Below are 22,132 nucleotides of genomic sequence, written 5' to 3'. Positions count from 1 at the left end.
TCGGGGTCCCCTGCTGTCAGGAGTTCGTGAGCACCATCCGGAAGCGGGCCTTGCCGTTCATCATCTTTTGGTACGCCTCACCCGCGCGGTCCAGCGGGACCTTCTCCGTCATCGGGCGGATGCCGTGCAGCGCGCTGAACGCCATCGTGTCCTCCACGTCCTGCGAGGTGCCGGACGGGTGTCCTCGTACGACGCGGGCGCTCATCAGCAGCTGTACCGGGCTGATGCCGAGCGGCTCGAGGTCGGCGCCGATGGCGACCAGCTCCCCGCGAGGGGCCAGGCCGTCCACGGTCGCGGTGATCGCCGCTGAGTTGCCGGCGGTGGCCAGGACGACCTTCGCGCCGCCGAGCGACTGCAGTGCCTCGGCGACCGGGGTGCCGGAGGTGCTGTCGACGTAGTGGTGGGCGCCGAGCCGCTCGGCGAACTCCGCCTTCTCCGGACCACGGGCGATCCCGACGGTCTCGAAGCCCATCGCCGCGGCGTACTGCACGCCGAGGTGCCCGAGACCACCGAGCCCGAGCACGGCGACCAGGTCACCCGGCCGGGCGGAGCTGCGCCGCAGGCCGTTGTACGTCGTCACGCCCGCGCAGGCCATCGGTCCCGCGTCACTCGCGTCCAGCCCGTCGGGGATGCGGGCCAGCGCGTCGGCGGGTGCGACCACCTTCTCGCCGAACCCTCCGTCGTACGCCCAGCCGGGGACCTTCAGGCGCTCGCACACGATGAAGTCGCCCTGCCGGCAGGACCGGCAGTGACCGCAGCTGCCGCCGAACCAGCCGACCGCCACCCGGTCACCGACCTGCCAACCTCGGTCTGCCACGCCGTCGCCGAGCTCCTCGATCCGCCCGGCGATCTCGTGCCCGGGCACCACGGGGAACGACACGCCGGGGACTCCGGCGTTCACGAACATCGCGTCGCTGTGGCAGACCCCGCATGCCTCCACGGCGATCCGCACGTGACCCGGACCCGGCTGCGGGACGTCCCGCTCGACCAGCTCGAAGCTTCCACCCGGTTCGGTGACCTGGGCGACGCGGTAGGCGCTCATGCGTTCCTCCGGAAAAACTCAGGGGTCGGTCCCGGTCAGCCTAGCCGCGCGCCGCCAGCGCCTCTGGCAGCTGCCGCCTCGGCGCTTCGGCGAGTCCTGGCTCGTCGGTGTTTCAGAATTGCCGCGCCGCACAGTCGATGTCCTCGACGGCCAGTTCCCGTACGGTCATCGGCTGATCTCATCGGCGGCGCCCCCGGGGTCGTAACCCCCTTGTGCACAACGCTGATCGGAGTCCTCGACCAGTCGTACGGGTTCGCCCGGAGGCCCGTTCGCGAGGACGTCTGCCGTCAGTTCGCCCAGCCCGACAGGCAGAATCACGTCTTCCCGAGTGGGTGACAGCTCTGCCACCGGCCACCACCGGTGCATGCTCAGTGCGTCCTCTTCACCGGCGACCATGCCGGAGGTGTCCGGGGTGAACGATGTCGTACGGAGTAGCCAGAACTCGTCCCGCACGTCGTAGCGAACGCCGTCCGGCGTGTCCCACAAGGTCTCGAAGTACGCGACCACGCTGCCGAGCTCGTCTGCGGTGACGACGAGCCCGGTCTCCTCCGCCAGCTCGCGAACCGCGGCGTCGCGGGGAGTCTCGCCGGGCTCGAGCCGGCCGCCCGGAGTGATCCACTGCCGACCCGGACCTTCCGGATTGTCCATGCCGAACAGGAGAACCCGTTCACCGTCGTCCACCACGATCACCCGGCCGGTGTGCCGGGGAACTCTTCCGGCGCTCGCCGTGCCTGCTCCGACTGTCGTGCCAGGCCGTTCCATGGGCGTCAACCTACCGTTTCGCTGTGAGCACTGATCTTTCAGAACGGCGGCAGGTCGCCGTCGGCCGACCGTGTGCCTGCGGTGGCGGGTGCTGGTTCGTCGACCGGGTCGGTGAGGGCCGGCGCTGTGCCTTTGTACTGGCGGCCGAAGGGGTCGGTGAGGGTGTGTTCGCCGGGTCCGGTCTGCTTCAGTTTCCAGTCCCTCTGGGTTTTCGCCTTGTGGTGGCGCGGGCACAGGGGCGCGATGTTGTCGACGGAGGTTTCGCCGCCGTTGGCGTACTCGGTGTTGTGGTCCAGGTGACAGGTCGCGGCGGGGCGTCTGCAGGTGGTCCACACGCAGCGCTGGTCGCGGGCATGGACGAGCTCTGCTTGCAGTCCGCGCAGGAACCTCGCCGGTATCGGATGCAGGTGAAGTAACCGTCCGGTGACCGGGTGGGTGACCCCGACGCTGAATCTGGCTTCGGGGTTGTCGAGGTGGTTCGCCACGATCCGGCGAGCCACCTCGGTGATGATCGGTCCGACTCCGCCGAGTTCCCCGGGTCGGGTGGACAGCCCCATGAGCGTGGTCAGCGGCATGTTCAGCTGCACCTTGGCGCGCGTCTTGATCGGACCCCAGCTCGGCTGCGAAGAGGTCCACGGCGGTGGCGGCGTTGGCGGTGGCGGTGTGGAGTTGTCTGTCGGCCGATCAGGCCGACCCGGTGGATCAGGCCGACCCGGCGGATCGGGTGGGTCGGGCTGTCCCGGCGGCTCGACATTGCGGGCGGCCTCGTGGGCGGCGGTGTCGTGGACTCGGACGCCGTTCATCGCGGCCGCACCACACACAGTGCAGCTGGCCACCGGTACCGGAGAACAGTTCCCACACTCACACCAGCTGTCGTGCAGGTCGTGGTCGGGGAACCGGTGAACGGCACAGTGCCCCTCCCCACCCTGCTCGGTCTCTCCCTGCGCCAGCTCGTTCTCGGGCTCGGCCTCGGTCCGCTCGGTCTCGCTTTGCGCCCGCTCGTTCTCGGGCTGGACGTCGCCTCGGGCTCGCGGCTCGTCTTCGACCTGCTCGGTGTCGACCTGCTCGCCGTCGGCCTGCTCCTGCGGAGCTTCGGCTTCCGCCGGGCGCTGCTCAGAGTCGTCATGCCCAGGGTCGTCCTGCCCAGAGTCGTCCTTGGCCCGCTCCTCGGGCTGCTGCTCGGACGCACCTTCGGCCGGGGTCTGGTCGTCGGCCTCGGTGCCGGCCCGCCCGTGTGGGGCGGTGTCCTGGGCGGCCTGGTTGTCGCCCTGGTCGGCAGTGGCTGTGGGAGCGGAACAGTCAACGAGGTCGGCGGAACCACTGAGCAGGGAGAAGGCGACGTCCGCGCGTAGTTGGCTCAGCTTGCGCGGGTCACCGGCGGACTTCACGGCACGGGCGATCGCGTCGATGTACCCGTACGCCTCCGCGGCCTGGTCAGCGGACAGGCCACGGATCGCGAGGTCGGCGACACCGTCGACGGCGGGCCAGATCGCGACGTTCCGCCCCGTCCGCGCGGCGCGGTGCCGTTTGCCGGCAGCTTCGGGGTCGGCCTTCACGACCTCGGCTTCGACCTTGGCTCGCAACAGTCCGCCGCGCAGTTCGAGGACCTTGGGGAAGATGGCGTCCTCGATCGCATCCCACAGGTCGGGTTTCGCGTCGGTGATCCGGTCCACGATCGCCCGCACGTCGGGCAGCTCCAGCCCACCGGACGCCAGCGCCGCACGTGTGCGCGGCAGGCGGGGCAGGGTGAGGGCCAGTGCGAGGTACCAGCTGGCGCGGTAGCCCGACCACCGCAGCAAAGGTTCCAGGACGGCCTGGGTCATCGGGTCCATCTCGGCACTGCGCTGCGCCGGCTCGTCGGGCATACCGGGTTCGGCGTAGGCCAGCTCGTTCACCTCCGCCAGGCACTCCGCCTCCGCCCAGCCGATCACCCGCCGCCACGCCCTGGCCCGCTCCTCCATCTCAAACCCGTTACACACCCCGCGATCCACCGAAGCCAGCAGCACCGCAAGCCGCGGCCCACCCCGCACATCAGCGAACCCGTCCGGCAGCACCCGGCGACGACCCGGGCCCTCACCCAGGTCGCCGCCGAAGAACTCACCGCCGTCGCTCATGTGTTCGAGTCTACCGGACATGATCGACTCTTGCCCGCGGGAAACCCCTTACCCACAAGAAGAATCGACGTCAATCTCACCTTGCCGGAGCACGCACCCGTGCTGCTCAGCTGAACAGCGAAGTGACCAGCAGCGCGTCGTGGTCGGAGTACGTCATCGGCGGCGTGGTGGCGACGGGACGGTGGAACCAGCGGTAGGTGCCGTACGCGTGCTGGATTCCCGGGCTCTGCGAAGCCGCGCTGTCCTGGCGGCTCCAGAAGCCGACCGGCGCACAGCTCGTCTGCCGGTTCATGTCGCCGGCGGCGATCACGGGCCTGCCGGTGGACGCGTAGCCGGCAAGCAGTGCGCCGAACTCCGCGCACTGGCCGTCGTTCGCCACCGAGTTCGGACCGGCGGGGTCGGCGTCGCGGACCGCCAGGTGGGTGACGCAGGCGGTCGCCCCGTCGACAGTGGTGGCGCAGACGCGCCGGCGCTGCTCGTTTCCGTTCTGGGCCTGGTAGGCCGCGTCGTCCACCGAGGCGATCGGCCGGCGGGTGAGGACCGTGATCCCGAAGACGCCGCGGCCGGTCGGCTTCACGCACGGCAACTCCGCGCCCTTGTAGATCACGGCACCGAACGCCAGGTGGTAGCCCGTCTCATCGGCGATCCGCTGCGCGTCGCCGCTGCACGTCTCCACCAGGGTGGCGACGTCCGGAGCGTTCGTCCGGATCTTGTCGATGGCCTCGTCCACGACCGCCGGATACTGCGTACCCGCATAGCAGCCGGCGATCCCGGACAGGCACAGGTTCAACTGCAGCAGCTTGTACGACTGCGGCCGGACCGCGGCTGTGGCGGGGGTCGTGGTGGTCGTGGTCGTCGTGGTCTCCGCGTTCGCGACAGGTGAGGCGAGCGCGAAGACCACAGCGAGCAGGAATGTCAGCCAGGCGCATCGGCGTACGCGCCACCTCGTCAAGATCATCGTTCAGTCGTACCAGCACCCGGAGAGCCTCGGCGGCGACCTTTCCTGGATCGGTCACAGCGGCGCGTTGCCCAGTCAGGCGAGTCGTACGACCGCGCGTCGCGAGGGTGCGTCGGCCGCCACCAGGCCGGCGGGTAGGTTCTGCCGGATGGACGAGTGGGTGCTGGAGTCACAGCGGCCGGTCTACGACGGCTGGCTGAAGATCTCTCGCAGGACGTACGTCCTCCCGGACGGACACCGGTCGGAGTGGGACGTCCTGACCGGAGGGCACGCCGTCGCCGTGGTCGCGCGGACGACCGACGGGCGGTTCGTCATCGCGCGGCAGTACCGCGCCGGGCCGGGCAGGACACTGCTGGAGATCCCCGGCGGGCACGTCGACCCGGGTGAGGACGTCGTCGAGGCGGGTGTACGGGAACTGCTGGAGGAGACCGGCTACGCACCCGCGTCCACGACCTACCTCGGCTCCACCTGGCTGGCCGCGAACTTCCAGGTCCAGCGCCACTTCCTGGTCGCGGACGGTTGCCGGTGGGTGACCGAACCCGACCCCGGCCCCGAGGAGTTCACCGAGGTCGTCCTGCTGGACGAGAAGGATTTCGTCGAGCACGTCCGCGGGGGACAGCTCACCGACCAGGACTGCGGTTACCGGGCGCTGGACCACCTCGGCCTCCTCGGCGGGAGTCGCTGACCCGTTGCGGTGACGGGCGAATGATGCTCCGATTCACCCGATGTCCGGTTCCGGACGCTTGTCTTGCGGGTTCGTGTGATGTCGTTAATCTTCTCGACACGTTGCTGCAAACGTTTACCGCAACTGCCGCATTCATGACGGGACCGCAATGGGCAAAGGGTCGACCCTGCACGAGATCGCGCGAGACGCGGGCGTCTCCATCGCGACCGTGTCCCGCGTGGCGCGGGGGGTCGGCCAGGTCTCGCCGGCCACCCGGATGAAGGTGCAGGAAGCGATCGACCGGCACAACTTCCGTCCGAGCCACTTCGGCCGTGCCCTGGTAAACCGGCGGCACGGGGCCCTCGGAATCGTCTTTCCCGGTCTGTCGGGGCCCTACTACTCCGACGTGATCAACGGCTTCGAGGAAGAGGCCGTGAACGCGCAGGTGAGTGTGCACATCATGGGCACGCATTTCCTGCGCCAGTCGGTCGACATGGTTCTGGACATGGCGGATCGGGTCGACGGCATCGCGGTGATGGGTGACGTCATCCCCGAGGACGCGGTCCGCCGGCTCACCGACCGAGGTGAGCGGGTGGTGCTGCTCGCGGGTGGCCCCCTGGTGGGTGTTCCGACGATCCGTACGGAAAACCTCGCCGCGATGGCGCGGCTCACCACCCACCTGTTGTCCGACCACGGGTACGAACGTCTGGTCTTCGTCGGCAATCCCGACGGCTCCTCGGACACGACGTACCGCTGGCAGGGCTTCCTGCAGGCACATCGGCGGCTCGGTGCCGACCCACCGGGTGAGCCGATCCGCGTCGGTCTCGCACAGTCGAACGGGTTCATCGCCGTGAGCCGGCTGCTCGACCAGAAGGAACTCCCGGACGCGATCGTCTGTGCCAACGACGAGATCGCACTGGGCGCCGTCGTCGCACTCATGGACCGTGGGCTGCGGGTGCCGCAGGACCTCGCGGTCACCGGATTCGACGACATCTCCATGGCCGGGCTCGCGGCGTCGGGCCTCACCACCGTTCACCAGCCCATGCGCGAGCTCGGCGCCGAGACCGCGCGTCAACTGTTGCGGCACGTCGAGGGCGACCTCGACGTGTCCCTGGATCGTGTACTCGAGACGCAGGTCGTCATACGCGGCAGCTGCGGCTGCGGCGTGGAAAGCCCTGCCACGAAGTAGAAGGACCGGAGGTCAGTTCGCTGGCCGGCCGGGTCGAGTCGGCTGCCGCGGGGGCGCAGTTGGACGAAAAAAGGTGATCTGCAAGACCGGAGACTGCCCGGACCCGAGGGTTCGCCGGCATTCATGAGGAGCGGTGTTACATGCTGTTGAGGAAGATACTGGTCACCGGAGCGGCTGCCTCGCTGCTGCTACTGCCGGGCTGCGCCGGAAGCGCCAAGGACGCCGCGTCCGGAGGCGGCGGCAAGGGCAGCGGCGGCGGGGACGGAATGGTCCCGGTGCTCAACCTGCCGGCCGAGGTCGACGCCTCGGTGGGGAGTCTCGTCAACTACAACCCCTACTCCGCCAAGCCGGCGACCATGACCTGGTTGTACGAGCCGCTGATGATGCAGAACTCCCTCGACTGCAAGGTCGCGCCGTGGCTGGCGACCGCCTACAAGTGGGAGGGCTCGGACAAGCTCGTCTTCACGATCCGCAAGGGCGTGAAGTTCGCCGACGGTTCCGAGCTGACCGCCAAGGACGTGGCGTTCACCTTCAACCTCACCAAGAAGTACCCCGCGATGGACACCGCGGCAGTCTGGAACGACACGTTCGGCGCGCACGCGACCTCGGTGACCGCGCAGGGCGACTCCGTCGTCTTCCAGTTCAGCGGGCCGGCGGTGCCGAAGTTCCAGGGGATCATCGCCCAGAAGATCGTTTCCGAGAAGCAGTACGGCTCGGTCGGTGACCCCACGAAGTACATCGACAAGCAGCCGAACGGAACCGGTCCGTTCAAGGTCGGCAGCTTCAACGGCCGCCGGCTCGAGCTCGTACGCCGCACGGACTACTGGCAGGCCAAGAAGATCAAGGTCTCCAAGCTCGTCCTGGAGGGCCAGCCCGACGCCACCCAGGCCCTGCTGCAGCTGCGGTCCGGCAAGCTGGACTTCTACAGCGGCGAGATTCCCAACCCGCGCAAGGCGTTCGTCTCCTCCGACCCGAAGCTGAACCACGTGTGGTACGCCCCGAACGGCATCACCGCGCTGGCGCCCAACCTGAAGAAGGCGCCGTTCGACGACGTGAAGTTCCGCGAGGCGATGGCGTACGGCATCAACAAGCAGGACGCCACGCTCAAGGCGACCTACAACATGATGCACGTGGCCAGCCAGTCCGGGCTCGTCATGCCGCTGCGTGAGTCGATGTTGCCCGAGCCCTACACCGCCGAGAACACCACGCTCCCGTTCGACCTCGCCAAGGCCGGACAGCTCCTCGACGCGGCGGGCTACAAGAAGGGCGCGGACGGTTTCCGTACCAACAAGGACGGCTCTCCGCTGACCATCAAGTTCGCCGTGCAGGCGGGCTGGATCGACTACGAGGCGATGGCCGACTCGATCACCGCCGGCTTCCGCAAGCTCGGCCTGAACGTCAAGCAGGTCAAGTCGCCTCCGGACTCGGTGGACCTGCAGAAGAAGACCGGGCAGTTCGACATGATGATCAACTTCGTCGGCTCCGGCTGTGACTACGCCAACGGGCTCGGCGCGAGCCTGGAGACCGCGCAGTTCCCGACCAAGAGCGAGGTCAAGGGCAACGTCGAGCGGTTCTCCGACCCGGCCGTCGACCAGGCTGTGAAGGCCCTTCAGGGCTCGACCGACCAGGCCGCCGTCAAGGAGAACGTCGGGGTGCTGGCCAAGACGATGATGACGGAATACCCCGTCATGCCGATCCTCTACGCACCGGCCCGGGGCATCTACCGGACCGACAAGGCGGTCGGCTGGCCGACGGAGAAGGACCCGTACGCCAACCCGCAGGACGCCATCCTGCTCATCATGACCCACCTCAAGTCGGCCAAGTAGTGGTCGTACCCACGAGGCCGGCGACGCGGAGGGTGATGCGGAGATGAAGTACTTCCTTCGGAAGATCGGCTTCTTCCTGCTCACGCTCTGGGCCGTCATCACGCTCAACTTCCTGATCCCCCGGCTTCAGCCGGGGGATCCGGCGGAGCTCATGGTCCAGAAGTTGGCGGGCAAGGACGCCCAGCTCAACCTGGCCCAGGTGCGGGCGATGCGCGCGATGCTGGGTACGCCGCATGGTTCGCTGTGGAGCCAGTACTGGGAGTACATGGGCCACCTGGCCCACGGTGACTTCGGCCTGTCGTACACGTACTTCCCGTACAAGGTCACCGACGTCATCGGGCAGGGGCTGTGGTGGACGCTCGTCCTCGTGGCGTGCACCCAGATCCTGTCGTTCGTCATCGGTGTCATGCTCGGCGCCTATGCGGCCTGGCGGCGCAACTCCCGGTTCGACTCGATCGTCACGTTGGGGTCGACGTTCGTCGGGACGCTGCAGCCGTTCTGGATCGCGCTGCTGCTGCTGTACGTGTTCGCGTACTCCCTGGGGTGGTTCCCCACCTCGGGTGGATACTCCCAGTCCACACCGGGGTGGAACCTCGGGTTCCTGTACGACGCGGTGTCGCACGCGGCCCTGCCCGCGGTCGCGCTGATGATCGTCACGCCGATCGGGTGGATCCTCGGCATGCGCAACACGATGATCATGAACCTCGGCGAGGACTACATCCGGCTCGCCAAGGCGAAGGGGCTGCCGGACCGCACGGTCGCCCTGCGGTACGCCGCGCGCAACGCGTTGCTGCCGAGTGTCACCGGGTTCGCCCTCGCCCTGGGCGGTCTGCTGGGCGGGGCGATCCTGGTGGAGACGGCGTTCGACTACCCCGGTCTCGGCCGGCTGATGGGTGAGGCGGTCGCGAACAAGGACTATCCGCTGCTGCAGACCCTGATGCTCCTGACGACGACCGGGGTTCTGATCGCCAACCTCATCGCAGACCTGCTCTACGGAGTTCTCGATCCGCGGGCCAGGAGGGCCGAACGATGACGACATCGGGATTCACCCCCGCCGGCGCTCCGGACCAGGCGAAGAACATCGAGGTCGACCCCGAGGGCACCGCCAAGGAGGCCTCCACCGAGCGGCCCGAGGCGTGGTACTCGGTCATCTGGAGCAGCAAGAAGGCCCGAGTCGGCGTCATCACGGTCGGGGTCTTCATCCTGATCGCGATCTTCGCCCCGTGGATCGCACCGCACGATCCGACCGACTCCTCGTTCGCCCCGCTGATGGGCCCGAGCGGGTCGAACTGGCTCGGCACCACCACCAACGGTCAGGACGTCGCCTCCCAGCTCGTCTTCGGCACCAGGGTGTCGCTGATCGTGGGGCTCTTCGGCGGCCTGATCGCCACGGTGATCGCGCTGGTGATCGGCATGATCTCCGGGTACGCCGAGGGAACGTGGCTGGACGACGTGCTGACCTTCGTCACCAACGTCGCTCTGGTCATCCCCGTGCTTCCGTTGATCATCACCCTCGTCGCGTACTCGTCGACCCGTGGGGTGACGCTGATCATCTTCGTCATCGCGATCACGTCGTGGGCGGGCGCCGCACGAGCCAAACGGGCGCAGATCATCACGTTGCGAAACCGCGACTTCGTCACGGCGGCGAAGTTCTCCGGTGAAGGAACGTTGCGGATCGTCTTCCGCGAGATCATGCCGAACATGACGTCGCTGGTCGCGGCGAGCTTCGTCGGCGCGGCGACCGGGGCGATCGGAGCCGAAGCGGGGCTGGCGGTTCTCGGTCTCGGCGACAACAACCAGGTGTCGTGGGGAACGATGCTGTACCAGAGCAACGCCCAGGGCGCGATCGCGCAGGGGCTGTTCATCTGGGTCTTCGCGCCCGGCCTGTTGCTGGCGATCCTCATCACCGCGATGTGTTTCGTCAACTTCGGCGTCGACCTGCTCAGCAACCCCCACCTGAGGGAGGACTGACATGCCCCTGCTGGACATGCAGCACCTGTCGGTCCGCTACGAGCCGAAGCGCAGCCAGGCCCTGACGGCGGTCCAGGACGTGACGTTCTCGATCGGGGACGGTGAGTTCGTCGGCCTGATCGGGGAGTCGGGCAGTGGCAAGACGACGCTGGGGATGGCGCTGCTGCGGTTGCTGGAACGGCCGGGGAGGATCTCCGACGGGAAGATTCTCTTCAACGGCAACGACATCACCCACCTGAGCCAGGACGAGCTCCGGCCGACGCGGTGGCGGGACGTCTCCACGGTGTTCCAGTCGTCGATGAACTCCCTCAACCCCGTCACCCGGGTCGAGGCGCAGTTCCGCGACGTCATCGAGTACCACACGAAGCTTCGCGGTGAGGCGGTCACCAGGCGCGTCCGCGAACTCTTCGAGATGGTCATCATCGACCCGAAGTTCGCGAACGCCTACCCGCACGAGCTGTCCGGCGGGATGAAGCAACGTGTCAACCTCGCGATGGCACTGGCGATCGAGCCGAGGTTCGTCCTGCTGGACGAACCCACCACCGGCCTGGACGTCGTGGTCCAGCACGAGATCCTGGAGAACGTACGCCGGCTCCAACGGGAGCAGGGCTTCGCGGTGCTGTTCATCAGCCACGACATCGGCACCGTGCTCAACCTGTCGGACCGGATCCTGGTGATGTACGCGGGCCGGATCGTCGAGGAGCAGGGTGCGGACTCGATCCTGCGGGATCCGCTGCACCCTTATTCCAAAGGCCTGCTGGGCTCCTACGGCGACCCGCGCGCGGAGACGGTGCAGATCACCTACGTCCCGGGGCGGCCACCGGACCTCAGTCAGCGGCCGGTCGGCTGCAACTTCGCCCCGCGGTGTCCGGAGCGGATCGAGCGGTGCGTGACCGACGACCCGCCGCTGTTCCAGATCGGTTCGGCACGGGCCGCGTGCCACGTGGCCGCGCTGCAGCGCCTCGGCGGGGACGGCGCGGAGGAGGCCGGCTCGCCAATCCGGACCTTCGCCGGCCCGAAGTTCGTCAAGACCTCCGAGGAGTCGAAGGCGGCCCTGCGCGGGGAGGTGCTGCTGTCGGTGGAGAACGTCTCGAAGGTGTTCGAGCGCCGGCGCGGCCTGAAGGTGCACCGGGTGCAGGCCGTGCAGGACGTGTCGTTCGAGCTGCGCCGCGGTGAGGTCGCCGCGCTGGTCGGCCAGAGCGGCAGCGGAAAGTCCACCCTGGCCTCGATGATCACCGGCGTCGACACCCCGACGGCCGGCCGGATCCTCTTCCACGGCGACGGGGGAGCGCAGGAGGTCGCCGCGTTCCGCGGCAAGAATCTGCGCGACTACCGCAGTCACGTGCAGATGGTCTTCCAGGACCCGTACTCCTCGCTCAACCCGGCCAAGACGCTCGGCTACACCCTCAGCCGGCCGCTGGCGAACTACAAGGGAATCAAGGGCGACGCGGCCCGCGCGAAGGTCCTCGAACTGCTGGAGACCGTGGCGCTCAACCCGCCGGAGCGCTACATCAACCGCTTCGCGTACGAACTGTCCGGCGGGCAGCGCCAGCGCGTGGTCATCGCGCGCGCGCTCGCGGTGGAACCTGAGCTGATCGTGGCCGACGAGCCCATCTCCAGCCTCGACGTCTCCATCCGGGCGGAGATCCTCGAGCTGCTGAACAAGCTCGTCCACGACAGCAACGTCGGCATCCTCTACATCACCCACGACCTGCTGAGCGCCCGGATGCTCTCCGATGAGGTCATCGTCCTCAACCAGGGCCAGGTAGTGGAGTCCGGGCCGTCGCTGGAGGTCATCCGTAACCCCAAGGACGCCTACACGAGGCGGCTGCTGGAGGCGATCCCCTCGCCCGACACCCGGTCGGCCCGCACCAAGTAGTACAGGCAATTCATTCAAGCGTGGCAGCAAGGAGCAATTGACGTGAGCAAGCCCATGGCCGGCGCCCGTGCAGACTGGGAAGCGCGGATCTCCACCCGGTCGGACAACAGTCGCGCGACCGAGCCGCCCCAGCTTCCTCCTCCCGCCGGGCTGGTCGCCGAGCCGGGCGTCGGCCAGGTGACCCTGCGCTGGGAGCCCGTCGACGGTGCCGTCGGCTACCTCGTCCACCGCGCCGACGCCCCCGAGGGTCCGTTCACCCCGGTCGACCACCTCGGCGGTGACGTGCTCTCGGTGCCCGACCTGTGGTACGTCGACACCTCCGGTGAACCCGGCAGGACCTACCACTACGCGGTCGCGTCGGTCCCGGAAGTCACCGTCACCGGCGAGGTCGGCCCCGCCGTGGAGGCCACCCCGGTCGCGCCGGGCGGCGCGCTGCCCACGGTCACGCTGGCCACGGACGCCGGCGCCGAGGGATTCACGTTGCACAAGCCGTGGCAGCCGATGATCGGCAGTGAGCGGCTCAGCCAGCTGCTGTGCACAGAGACCTCCGGTGGCCGCGAGATCGGCACCGAGCTGTTCGCGGCGCTGCGCCGGGTGGCCGACGAGATCGGGGTGACGTCGGTCCGCGCGCACGCCATCCTGCACGACGATCTGGGCGTCTACCGCGAGGTCGACGGCGAGCCGGTGTACGACTTCGCCGAGGTCGACGAGGTGTACGACGCGATCCTCGGGATCGGCCTGCGCCCGGTGGTGGAGATCGGTTTCATGCCCCGCGACCTGGCCAGCGACCCGGACAAGACGGTGTTCGAGTACGGCGCGATCATCTCCCCGCCGAAGGACTGGCAGCGCTGGGGCGACCTGGTGTACGCCCTGGTGTCGCACCTGGTCGAGCGTTACGGCATCGACCAGGTTCGCCACTGGGAGTTCGAGGTGTGGAACGAGGCCAACCTCGAGGTCTTCTGGTCCGGGACCCGGCAGGAGTGGATGCACCTGTACGACGTGACGGCGTTCGCCGTGAAGGCGGTCGACCCGCAGCTGATCGTGGGCGGGCCGTCCTCGGCGGCCGCCGGGTGGGTGGACGAACTCCTGGCCCACGTCGCCGGCTCCGGCGCGCCGCTGGACTTCGTCTCGACCCACACCTACGGCAGCCCGCCGCTCGACCTGCGCCCGACACTGAAGCGGTTCGGGCGGGAGGACGCGAAGATCCTCTGGACCGAGTGGGGCGTCACCCCGACGCACTTCAACCCGGTGAACGACTCCGCGTCCTCGGCGATGTTCCTGTTGCAGGGCATGCGGTCCTCGGCCGGGCGCCTGGACGCACTGTCGTACTGGGTCGCCTCCGACCACTTCGAGGAGCTGGGCCGTCCGCCCCGGTTGCTGCACGGCGGCTTCGGACTGATCACCGTCGGCGGCCTGGCGAAGTCCCGCTACCACGCGCTTTACCTGCTGTCCCGGCTCGGCGACACCGAGCTCCCCACCACGGTGGACGGGGACGGTGCCGGTGCGCTGGTGCAGCACTGGGTCAGCCGGCGGGCCGACGGCTCGCTGTCCGTCCTGGTGTGGAACCACACGCTGGACCAGCGCAAGGCCGACGGTGGCGCGGGCCTGGACCGGCGCGTCCGGCTGGAGGTGGCAGGTCTGGAGGGCGTGACCGGTGAGCAAGCCGCGCGCCCGGCCACCCTCACCCGGCTGGACCGCGAGCACGGCGACATCTCGGTGCTGGCCGAACGCCTCGGCGTGCACGACTGGCCCACCGACACCCAGTGGAAGCAGCTCGCCGAGGTCGACACGCTGGTCGCGGACAAGGTGGCCGGACACTTCGAGGACGGCGTACTCGTGCTCGAGTTCGACCTGCCGCAGCCCGGCGCCGCCCTGATCGAGGTCTCGCGGTGACGGCGGTGGAGAGCGTCCGGCTGAGCCGGCGAAGACTGCTGGTGAACGGCAGGCCCGAACTCGTCTTCGCCGGTGAGGTGCACTACTTCCGGCTGCACCGCCGCGACTGGGCCGATCGCCTGGACCGGCTCGTCGAGGCCGGCTGCACCGCGGTGGCGAGCTACATGCCGTGGCTGGTGCACGAACGCCCGGACGGCGAGATCGACCTGCGCGGGAACACCAGCGAATACCGTGACCTGGTTGGGTTTCTGGACCTCGCGGCCGAGCGGGACCTGCTGGTGATCGCCCGGCCCGGGCCGTTCGTGATGGCCGAGCTGAAGAACGAGGGCATCCCGTACCGCGTCTACCGCGAGCACCCGGAGATCCTTCCGGTCGGCTGGGACGGCCGGCCCGGCACCACCCGTACGGTCGACTACCTCGCGGACGGATTCCTCACCGAGGTCGACCGCTGGTACGCGCAGATCATGCCGGTGCTCGCCGAACGCCAGGTGAGCCGCGGCGGCCCGGTCGCGGCGGTCCAGCTGGACAACGAGATCGGCATGCTGTCCTGGGTCAGCAACACCCCCGAGCTCACCGACCAGATGCTGTCGGACTTCGCCGTCTGGTCGGTGAAGCGCTGGGGGAGCGACGGGGTGCAGGCTCGCCACGGCCTGGACCCCGACGACGTGCCGGCCTGGCGACACGGTGTGCGGTCGCCGGCGCCGGGTTCGCTCGCGCTGCACCACGACCTGTCGGAGTACCACCGCGACCGCTACGACCGCTACGTCACCCACCTGCGGGCGAACGCGGAGTCGCACGGCCTCACCGACGTGCCGTTCCTGATCAACATCCACGGCACCGGCGGCGGGCGTGGCCGGACATACCCGATCGGGATCAGCCAGCTCTACCCCTCCTACCGGGGCAAGCCGCAGTTGACGTCCGGGTCCGACCACTACCTCGGCGACCTGACCGTGGAGAACGTCGCCGACCTCTACGTCATGAACGCCTTCATGGCGGCCGTGCACGACGAGGACCAGCCGCTGACCTCGCTGGAGTTCGAGGCCGGGCTCGGCGACTACGGCGAGGACCTCAGCCGGCAGGTACCCCCGGAGGCGCTGGCGCTGAAGACCCGGCTGTGTGTCGCCCAGGCCAACCGGCTGGTGAACTACTACCTCTTCGCCGGCGGCCACAACCCGCCGCTGGAGGAGAAGGTCGGGGACGGCAACGACCGGATCGCCTTCACCGGTGAGCGGCACGGGTTCACCGCGCCGATCGGGCCGGAGGGCGCACCCAACGCGTCCTACCCCGTGCTGCGCGACACCGTGACCGCGGTGAGCGGGGCCGGGCACCTGCTCGCCGACATGGACGAGGAGTACGACGACCTGGCGCTGGCGTTCGTACCCGACCACTACCTCACGGAGTACGCCCATCCCGGCGACGACGCCCGCGGTGCGGTGGTCGCCGAGCTGGAACAGTTCCGTGGCATGGGTTCGCGCGACGTCGTCGCCCGGGCGATGCTGCTGGGCGGGTTCTCCTTCCCTGCCGTCGATGTGCAGAGCGACCTGCAAGCAGACCTTGACACCGACCCTGCCGGTGGTGCTGCCGCCGGACGGGCGATCGTACTGACGAGCGCGTCGACGCTGGCTGCCCCTGTCCAGCAACGGCTCGCGGACTTCGTGCTCGCCGGCGGCCGCCTGCTGCTGGCCGGGATGGTGCCGACCCGGGACACCGACGGCTCCGCCTGCACGATCCTCGGCGACGCCCTCGGGGTGAGGGGCGGTGCGACGGTCGCCGGGAACGAGCGGGTGTTCCCGTCCGTCCGGGCCGAGGGCTGGACCACCGCACACGCGGAGGTGCGGGTCGGAGTCCTGCAGCACCTGGAGCTGGGCGAGGATGCGCAGGACGCCGAGGTGTTCGCCCGGGAGACCGCGACCGGCAACGCGGTCGCGGTGGAGGTGCACCCGGGTCGCGGGCACGCGCTGGTGCTGGCCTGTGACTACATCTGCGACCTGGACTTCTGGCGCGCACTGCTGGCACGCCTCGGGGTCCGGCCGCGGTACACCCACGACGCGACCGCGCCGGGGATCGTGGTGACGTCCACCGTGGACGGGGACGGCCAGCGGCTGCTGCACCTGATCAACGTCGGCCCGGTGGACCAGTCGTTCGTCGTGAGCGACGGGACCGGCCCGCTGTTCGACGGTGCGCGGGTGCACCTGCCGGCCCGCTCCGGGCGGATACTGCCGTTGAACGTACGCACCGAGGACGGCGTCCTGGCCTGGTCGACCTGCGAACTCGCGGGGGTCGGCGACGGTGCCCTGCTGCTCCGCCGCAACGGCGCCGGCGACGCGTTCCGCTTCCAGGGCAGGGATCCCCGCACCTGGCCGGACGCCCCGGACGCCGCGGGCCAGGTCGTCGCGGTGGAGTAGGTCTTAAAATCGGCGGGTGATCACCGTCGAGGAGTACGACCCTGCCTGGCCGGAGCGCTTCGCGGCGCTGCGGGACGAGTACGACGCGGCGATGGCGGCGGCCGGGATTCCGGTCGTCGCCATCGAGCATGTCGGCAGCACGTCCGCCCCCGGCCTGGCCGCCAAGCCCGTCATCGACTGCGACATCGTCGTCGGCGAGGCGCACGTCGCGGCGGCGAGCGAGGTCCTGGTGTCGCTGGGGTTCGAGCCGCTGGGGGAGCTGGGGATCCCGCTGCGGTGGGCGTTCAGGTCACCTCCACGGCTGGCCGGCACCCACACCTACGTGATCGTGGACGGCTGCCTGTCGCTGCGTAACCACCTGGCCCTGCGCGAGGTGCTGCGGTCGGACGCCGCGCTGCGGGAGGAGTACTCCGCGGTCAAGCGGCGGGCCGGTGCGCTCGCCGCCGACATCGACGAGTACGGCCGGCTGAAGACCGACATGGTGCAGCGGATCCTCGCGGCAGCGGGGCTGACCGAGGCCGAGCGGGCGTCCATCGCCGGCAACCAGGTGCCCTCCCACGCCGACCTACCTCGGTAGGAGTCCGCCGGTCGAGGAATGCGCTGGTGTCGACACTGTGCCGGGCTACTGCCGGCGATAGGCGCCCGGCGCGGTTCCGAACTCCCGCTTGAACGCGTTGGCGAACGCGAACTCCGAGGCGTAACCCACCCGCTGGGCCACCGTGTGCAGCGAACTGTCGGTCTCGCGGAGCAGCCGTGCGGCGGTGGCCAGCCGCCACCAGGTCAGGTACGCGAGTGGTGGCTGCCCGACGATGGCGGCGAACCGGCGGGCGAACGCGGCCCGGGACAGCCCCGCCTCCACACCGAGGCTCTCGACGGTCCAGGGATGGCCGGGGTTTCGGTGGATCGCCGACAGCGCCGCGCTGACCGAGTGATCCCTGAGCGCGGCGGCCCATCCCCTTCCCTCGTCGCAGTCCGAGCCCTCCGTCCATGCCCGCAGGGCGAACAGCAGCAGCGTGTCCAGCAGCGCGGGTATCGCGGCGTCGGATCCGGGCTGCCGCTCCTGGACCTCGTGACCGAGGAGGTCGATGGCCGCACGCAGCGAGGGATCCCGGCCAGGCCGGGCCGGGAGGTGGACGTACTCCGGTAGCTCCGACAGCATCGGATGGACCCGTGAACGGTCCATCCGGTACGCCGCGCAGAGGAGCACGGTGGGCGGCCCGTCGCCCTCGGCGGCGGTGCCCGGGGCCGAGAGGGGAGTCGTGGGACTGTCGGCCAGCGCGTGTGCGGCGCCGCGCGGCGTGAGCACCACGTCCCCGACACCGAGCGGAACCGGCTCCGCGCCGGGCAGCAGCAGCACGGCGGATCCCTGCAGGATCACGTGGATTCCCGAGCCCTGGACGGAGGAGTACGAGTGGTGCCACGGCGCCCGGTGGGTGACCAGGAACGAATCGGGCTCCCCGGTCCGCATCGCGGCGACCAGCTGGCTGAGCGCGTCCACGCCCGCCAGCGTACCCCCGCCCGTCTGCCCGGGATCAGGTCGCGAAGACGCTCGAGTATGACCGCGAGACTTCCGCGCATGGGTCGTCTTCGTGGCGGTCCGTACGGTCGAACCCATGACCAGAGTAGGAATCATCATCGGAAGCACCCGTCCCGGCCGCAACGGCGAAGCCGTGGGCCGCTGGGTGCACGAACGGGCGAGTGCCCACGGCGGCGCGGAGTACGAGCTCGTCGACCTGGCCGACTTCGATCTTGCGCACCTGGACGAGAGTGTCCCGGCCGCGGCGGGCCAGTACGCCCACCAGCGAACGCGGCGCTGGGCGGACACTGTCCGCGGCTTCGACGCGTTCGTCTTCGTCACCCCCGAGTACAACCACTCGATGCCCGGTGTGCTGAAGACCGCGCTCGACTTCGTGTACGCGGAGTGGAACCACAAGGCGGCCGGCTTCGTCGGCTACGGCGTGGACGGAGGGGTCCGGGCCGTCGAACAGCTCCGGCAGGTGATGGCGCATCTGAAGATTGCCGATGTCGGACCACAGGTCACGTTGTCGCTGTGGAACGACTTCGTGAACCTGAGCGAGTTCCAGCCCGACGCCCGGCACGAGGCGTCGCTCGCGACCATGCTCGACGAGCTGCTCAGCTGGGCCCGCGCGTTGCGTACGGTGAGGGAGGAGCCGGTGCCCGAGCCGGTCGGCTGACGTCGAGGTCCCGCCGGTGAATCCTCGGCACGGTGAGCCGCTGCTAGCCTCCCGGGAATGGAGCCTGGACACCATGAAGTAGCCGGACTCACCGCGGCCGACCGCGGCTACCTCCGCCGCTGTGTCGACCTCGCGCGGGAGGCGCTGGACGACGGTGACGAGCCGTTCGGTTCCCTGCTCGTCGACGATCAGGGAACCGTTCGCCACGAGGACCGCAACCGGGTCAAGGACGGCGACGAGACGCGGCACCCGGAGTTCGAGATCGCCAAGTGGGCGGCGTCGAACCTCTCACCGGAGCAGCGCCGAAGCAGCGTCGTCTACACGTCCGGCGAGCACTGCCCGATGTGCAGTGCCGCGCATGCCTGGGTGGGCCTGGGCCGGATCGTGTACGCCACGAGCACGGAGCAGCTGGTCGGCTGGCGGGCAGGGTGGGGCGCCCCACCGTCGCCGGTCGCGCCGCTGCCGATCACCACGGTCGCACCGGGCATCGAGGTCGCCGGCCCCGATCCCCTGCTCGCCGACGAGGTACGCGGCCTGCACGCCCGCAAGCTGGGCGTCGAGGAGTAGCGCCGGTCGGCCCACGAGATCGGCCGCTCGGCCGCCAGGTCTCGATTCAGGCACGCGGGGTTAACGGTACGGACAATCCCGGCCGCAGCCCTCCTGGTGGCGCTTGACGCTCGCCCGCCGCGGGCTCATCCTCGCGGGCATATGGGGCCGGTGCCGGGTCTCGCACGCGGCCCCGGGGGAGTGTGTGAGATGACAACCGATCCCGTCGCGGCCGGCGCCCGTCAGCTGGTCCGGCGTACCGATCTGTATCTGCGGCTCGGGATGGTCCTGCTGGTGTTGCTGCTGGCCGCCGCCATCACGTTGGAGCGGCTGCGGTACGGCTCACTGCTGGACTCGGTCAGCGCCTACTACTACACGCCCGCGCACGCGGTGTTCATCGCCTGCCTGTGTTCGCTGGGCGCGTGCATGATCATCTATCCCGGGCGGAGCGGGTTCGAGGACGTGACCCTGAACGCGGCCGGGTTCCTGGCCTTCCTAGTGGCTTTCGTACCCACCAGCCGGGGCGAGGCCGAGTGCGACCCGAGCCGTGCCTTCTGCGACATCCCGACCTCGACGATCGCGGCGAACGTGGCGGCGGTGCTGCTCGTCGGCGGGGTCGGCCTGCTGGTCGCCTATCTCGCACCGATCATGGGGGCCGGGAAGGGAGTCCTGTCCCACGTGGGTGACCGGCACGCGAGGATCGCGCTCCACGTACTCGCGGTCGGATACGTGTTCCTGGTGGCCGTGTTCTTCCTCGACCGGGCGACGTTCCTGCGGATGGGGCACGGGTGGTCGGCCCTGGTGCTCTTCGCCGGCCTCATCATCGTCATCGTCAACTCGGGCTTGCATCTCGGTCACCGAGGAAGCCGGCGGGTCTGGTACTGGGGAAGCCTCGCGCTCGCGCTGCTCGCCATGGCGATCGTCTGGTTCGCCGGGAGGCGCGGCGCGATGGAGCACTGGATCTTCGTCGAGGAGTCCATCGTGATCGGCGGGTTCACCTTCTTCTGGGTCACACAGAAGGTCGCGGAGGTCTGGGCCGAACCCGCGGCCCCCGAGCCGACCGAGCCCACCGGGCCCACCGAGCCCCCCGAGCCCCCCGAGCGGGTCCTCGCGTAACACCCACCCGGCCGGCATGACATCCTCGGCCGGGTGACAGGTCAGGGCACTTTGCTGGTGGCCGGCACGACGTCCGACGCGGGCAAGACCGTCGTCACCACGGCGCTGTGCCGGGCGTTGCGGCGGCGGGGTTACCGGGTCGCGCCGTTCAAGGCGCAGAACATGTCGAACAACTCCATGGTCACCGCCGACGGTGCGGAGATCGGCCGCGCGCAGTGGGTGCAGGCGGTGGCGGCCGGCGCGGAGCCGGAGGCGGCCATGAACCCCGTACTCCTCAAGCCCGGCAGCGATCTGCGCAGCCACGTGGTGGTGATGGGCCGGCCGTACGGCACTCTCGACGCGTCGAACTTCCTCGCCGGGAGACGTCCGCTGGCCCGGGCCGCCTTCGACGCGTTCGACGACCTGCGGGCGCACTACGACGTGGTGGTGTGCGAGGGCGCAGGGAGTCCGGCGGAGATCAACCTGCGCAGGTTCGACTACGTGAACATGGGGCTTGCCCGGCACGGCCGCGTACCCACGATCCTGGTGGGCGACATCGACCGGGGCGGGGTGTTCGCGTCGATGTACGGCACGGTGGCGCTGCTGGAGCCGGCCGACCAGGCGCTGCTGTGCGGGTTCGTGGTGAACAAGTTCCGTGGCGACGTCGGCCTGCTGCGACCCGGGCTGGACAGTCTGGAGGAGCTGACCGGGCGACCGGTGCTGGGTGTGCTGCCCTGGCAGCGCGAACTCTGGCTGGACTCCGAGGACGCCCTCGCGCTGGAATCCCGTCCCCGGCCGGATTTCGCTGCTTCCGGTTCGCGGCTGCGGGTCGCGGTGGTGGTGCTGCCGCGGGTCAGCAACTTCACCGACGTCGACGCGCTGTGCCTCGAACCCGGCCTGGACGTGGAGTTCGTACGCGACGCCCGCGGGCTGGGCACACCGGACGTCGTGGTGCTCCCGGGCACCCGGGCAACGCTCGACGACCTGGCCTGGCTGCGGCAGCGGGGTCTGGCCGACGCGATCATCGCCCACGCGGCCCGCGGAGGGGTGGTGCTCGGCATCTGCGGAGGGTTCCAGATGCTCGGCCGCGAGGTGCGCGACCCGGACGGTGTCGAGGGCCCGGCCGGTGCTCGCGCCGAGGGGCTCGGCCTGCTCGACGTACGCACCGACTTCGGGCGCGACAAGGTGCTCCGGCTGCCGACCGGTGAGGCGCTCGGCGCCCCGGCGGGAGGCTACGAGATCCACCACGGCCGGGTCACGCTCGGGTCGGACGAGGCGTTCCTCGGCGGCGCCCGGTGCGGTTCGGTGTTCGGGACCATGTGGCACGGCAGCCTGGAAGGCGACGCGTTCCGCCGGGCCTGGCTGGCGGAGGTCGCCTCCCTGCTCGGCGTGTCCGTCGAGCAGGGGCAGGTCAGTTTCGCCGCGGCTCGCGAACGCCGCATAGACGACCTCGCCGACGCCGTCGAGGAACACCTCGACCTGGAGGCCGTCGTACGCCTGGTCGAGGACGGGCCGCCCGCACACCTCCCGGTGATCAGGGGAGCGCTGGGCTGACTCTGCCGATCTCGGTGTCGGTGCCCGTGTCGGGCGTAC

General features: G+C 69.6%; 18 protein-coding genes. 13 read left to right on the top strand and 5 right to left on the bottom strand.

Features of this window, described 5'->3' with window-relative positions; genetic code table 11:
- Window positions 1-16: 16 nt before the first annotated feature.
- The 4 genes from FHR37_RS12665 to FHR37_RS12650 all read right to left on the bottom strand — a co-directional run bounded on the left by FHR37_RS12665 (window position 17) and on the right by FHR37_RS12650 (window position 4,876).
- The gene (locus tag FHR37_RS12665; RefSeq protein WP_092882553.1) at window positions 17-1,042 is read right to left on the bottom strand and encodes an alcohol dehydrogenase; all 1,026 of its coding nucleotides are present in this window, start codon (window positions 1,040-1,042) and stop codon (window positions 17-19) included.
- A 165-nt stretch (window positions 1,043-1,207) separates the two neighbouring features.
- Complete coding sequence (locus tag FHR37_RS12660) at window positions 1,208-1,804, bottom strand: NUDIX hydrolase (protein ID WP_092882554.1); 597 nt, start codon at window positions 1,802-1,804, stop codon at window positions 1,208-1,210.
- A gap of 38 nt (window positions 1,805-1,842) precedes the next feature.
- The gene (locus FHR37_RS12655) at window positions 1,843-3,918 is read right to left on the bottom strand and encodes an HNH endonuclease (RefSeq protein ID WP_092882555.1); all 2,076 of its coding nucleotides are present in this window, start codon (window positions 3,916-3,918) and stop codon (window positions 1,843-1,845) included.
- Between the two features lie 106 nt (window positions 3,919-4,024).
- A complete protein-coding gene (locus FHR37_RS12650; RefSeq protein ID WP_139238879.1) occupies window positions 4,025-4,876 on the bottom strand; it encodes an endonuclease/exonuclease/phosphatase family protein in 852 nt (283 codons plus the stop codon).
- A 148-nt stretch (window positions 4,877-5,024) separates the two neighbouring features.
- On the opposite strand from FHR37_RS12650, the gene FHR37_RS12645 reads away from it, so the two are divergent.
- The 9 genes from FHR37_RS12645 (at window position 5,025) to FHR37_RS12605 (ending at window position 17,280) form a co-directional block, all read left to right on the top strand.
- Window positions 5,025-5,561 (top strand): NUDIX hydrolase, encoded by a 537-nt coding sequence (locus FHR37_RS12645; RefSeq protein WP_092882557.1) that lies wholly within the window; start codon window positions 5,025-5,027, stop codon window positions 5,559-5,561.
- A gap of 148 nt (window positions 5,562-5,709) precedes the next feature.
- Window positions 5,710-6,729, top strand: coding sequence for a LacI family DNA-binding transcriptional regulator (locus FHR37_RS12640; RefSeq protein WP_092882558.1), 1,020 nt, complete (start codon window positions 5,710-5,712; stop codon window positions 6,727-6,729).
- Between the two features lie 140 nt (window positions 6,730-6,869).
- A complete protein-coding gene (locus tag FHR37_RS12635; RefSeq protein WP_092882559.1) occupies window positions 6,870-8,555 on the top strand; it encodes an ABC transporter substrate-binding protein in 1,686 nt (561 codons plus the stop codon).
- Between the two features lie 43 nt (window positions 8,556-8,598).
- Window positions 8,599-9,588, top strand: a complete 990-nt coding sequence (locus FHR37_RS12630) for an ABC transporter permease (RefSeq protein WP_092882560.1) — start codon at window positions 8,599-8,601, stop codon at window positions 9,586-9,588.
- The gene (locus FHR37_RS12625; RefSeq protein WP_092882561.1) at window positions 9,585-10,526 is read left to right on the top strand and encodes an ABC transporter permease; all 942 of its coding nucleotides are present in this window, start codon (window positions 9,585-9,587) and stop codon (window positions 10,524-10,526) included. The genes FHR37_RS12630 and FHR37_RS12625 overlap by 4 nt, the downstream gene beginning before the upstream one ends.
- Before the next feature lies 1 nt (window position 10,527).
- A complete protein-coding gene (locus FHR37_RS12620; RefSeq protein ID WP_092882562.1) occupies window positions 10,528-12,405 on the top strand; it encodes an ABC transporter ATP-binding protein in 1,878 nt (625 codons plus the stop codon).
- A 42-nt stretch (window positions 12,406-12,447) separates the two neighbouring features.
- Window positions 12,448-14,298: a GH39 family glycosyl hydrolase gene (locus FHR37_RS12615; RefSeq protein WP_237768684.1), complete on the top strand. Its 1,851-nt coding sequence runs from the start codon at window positions 12,448-12,450 to the stop codon at window positions 14,296-14,298.
- Window positions 14,295-16,703 (top strand): beta-galactosidase, encoded by a 2,409-nt coding sequence (locus FHR37_RS12610; RefSeq protein ID WP_202817995.1) that lies wholly within the window; start codon window positions 14,295-14,297, stop codon window positions 16,701-16,703. Before FHR37_RS12615 ends, FHR37_RS12610 begins: the two co-directional genes overlap by 4 nt.
- Window positions 16,704-16,719: 16 nt before the next feature.
- The gene (locus tag FHR37_RS12605) at window positions 16,720-17,280 is read left to right on the top strand and encodes a GrpB family protein (protein WP_092882564.1); all 561 of its coding nucleotides are present in this window, start codon (window positions 16,720-16,722) and stop codon (window positions 17,278-17,280) included.
- 45 nt (window positions 17,281-17,325) lie between these two features.
- On the opposite strand, the gene FHR37_RS12600 is transcribed toward FHR37_RS12605, so the two are convergent.
- Window positions 17,326-18,201 (bottom strand): AraC family transcriptional regulator, encoded by an 876-nt coding sequence (locus FHR37_RS12600; protein WP_092882565.1) that lies wholly within the window; start codon window positions 18,199-18,201, stop codon window positions 17,326-17,328.
- Window positions 18,202-18,316: 115 nt separating this feature from the next.
- On the opposite strand from FHR37_RS12600, the gene FHR37_RS12595 reads away from it, so the two are divergent.
- The 4 genes from FHR37_RS12595 to FHR37_RS12580 all read left to right on the top strand — a co-directional run bounded on the left by FHR37_RS12595 (window position 18,317) and on the right by FHR37_RS12580 (window position 22,093).
- Window positions 18,317-18,898 (top strand): NADPH-dependent FMN reductase, encoded by a 582-nt coding sequence (locus FHR37_RS12595; protein WP_092882566.1) that lies wholly within the window; start codon window positions 18,317-18,319, stop codon window positions 18,896-18,898.
- 57 nt (window positions 18,899-18,955) lie between these two features.
- Window positions 18,956-19,465, top strand: coding sequence for a nucleoside deaminase (locus tag FHR37_RS12590; protein WP_092882567.1), 510 nt, complete (start codon window positions 18,956-18,958; stop codon window positions 19,463-19,465).
- A 189-nt stretch (window positions 19,466-19,654) separates the two neighbouring features.
- On the top strand, window positions 19,655-20,560 hold the full coding sequence (locus FHR37_RS12585) for a hypothetical protein (RefSeq protein WP_092882568.1): 906 nt from the start codon (window positions 19,655-19,657) through the stop codon (window positions 20,558-20,560).
- 21 nt (window positions 20,561-20,581) lie between these two features.
- Entirely contained in the window at window positions 20,582-22,093 is a 1,512-nt protein-coding gene (locus tag FHR37_RS12580; RefSeq protein WP_237768710.1) for a cobyric acid synthase, read from the top strand.
- The last annotated feature ends 39 nt before the right edge of the window (window positions 22,094-22,132 follow it).

This window comes from Actinopolymorpha cephalotaxi (assembly GCF_013408535.1).
GTDB lineage: Bacteria > Actinomycetota > Actinomycetes > Propionibacteriales > Actinopolymorphaceae > Actinopolymorpha > Actinopolymorpha cephalotaxi.
This window is presented reverse-complemented; position numbering and strand designations above follow the sequence as displayed.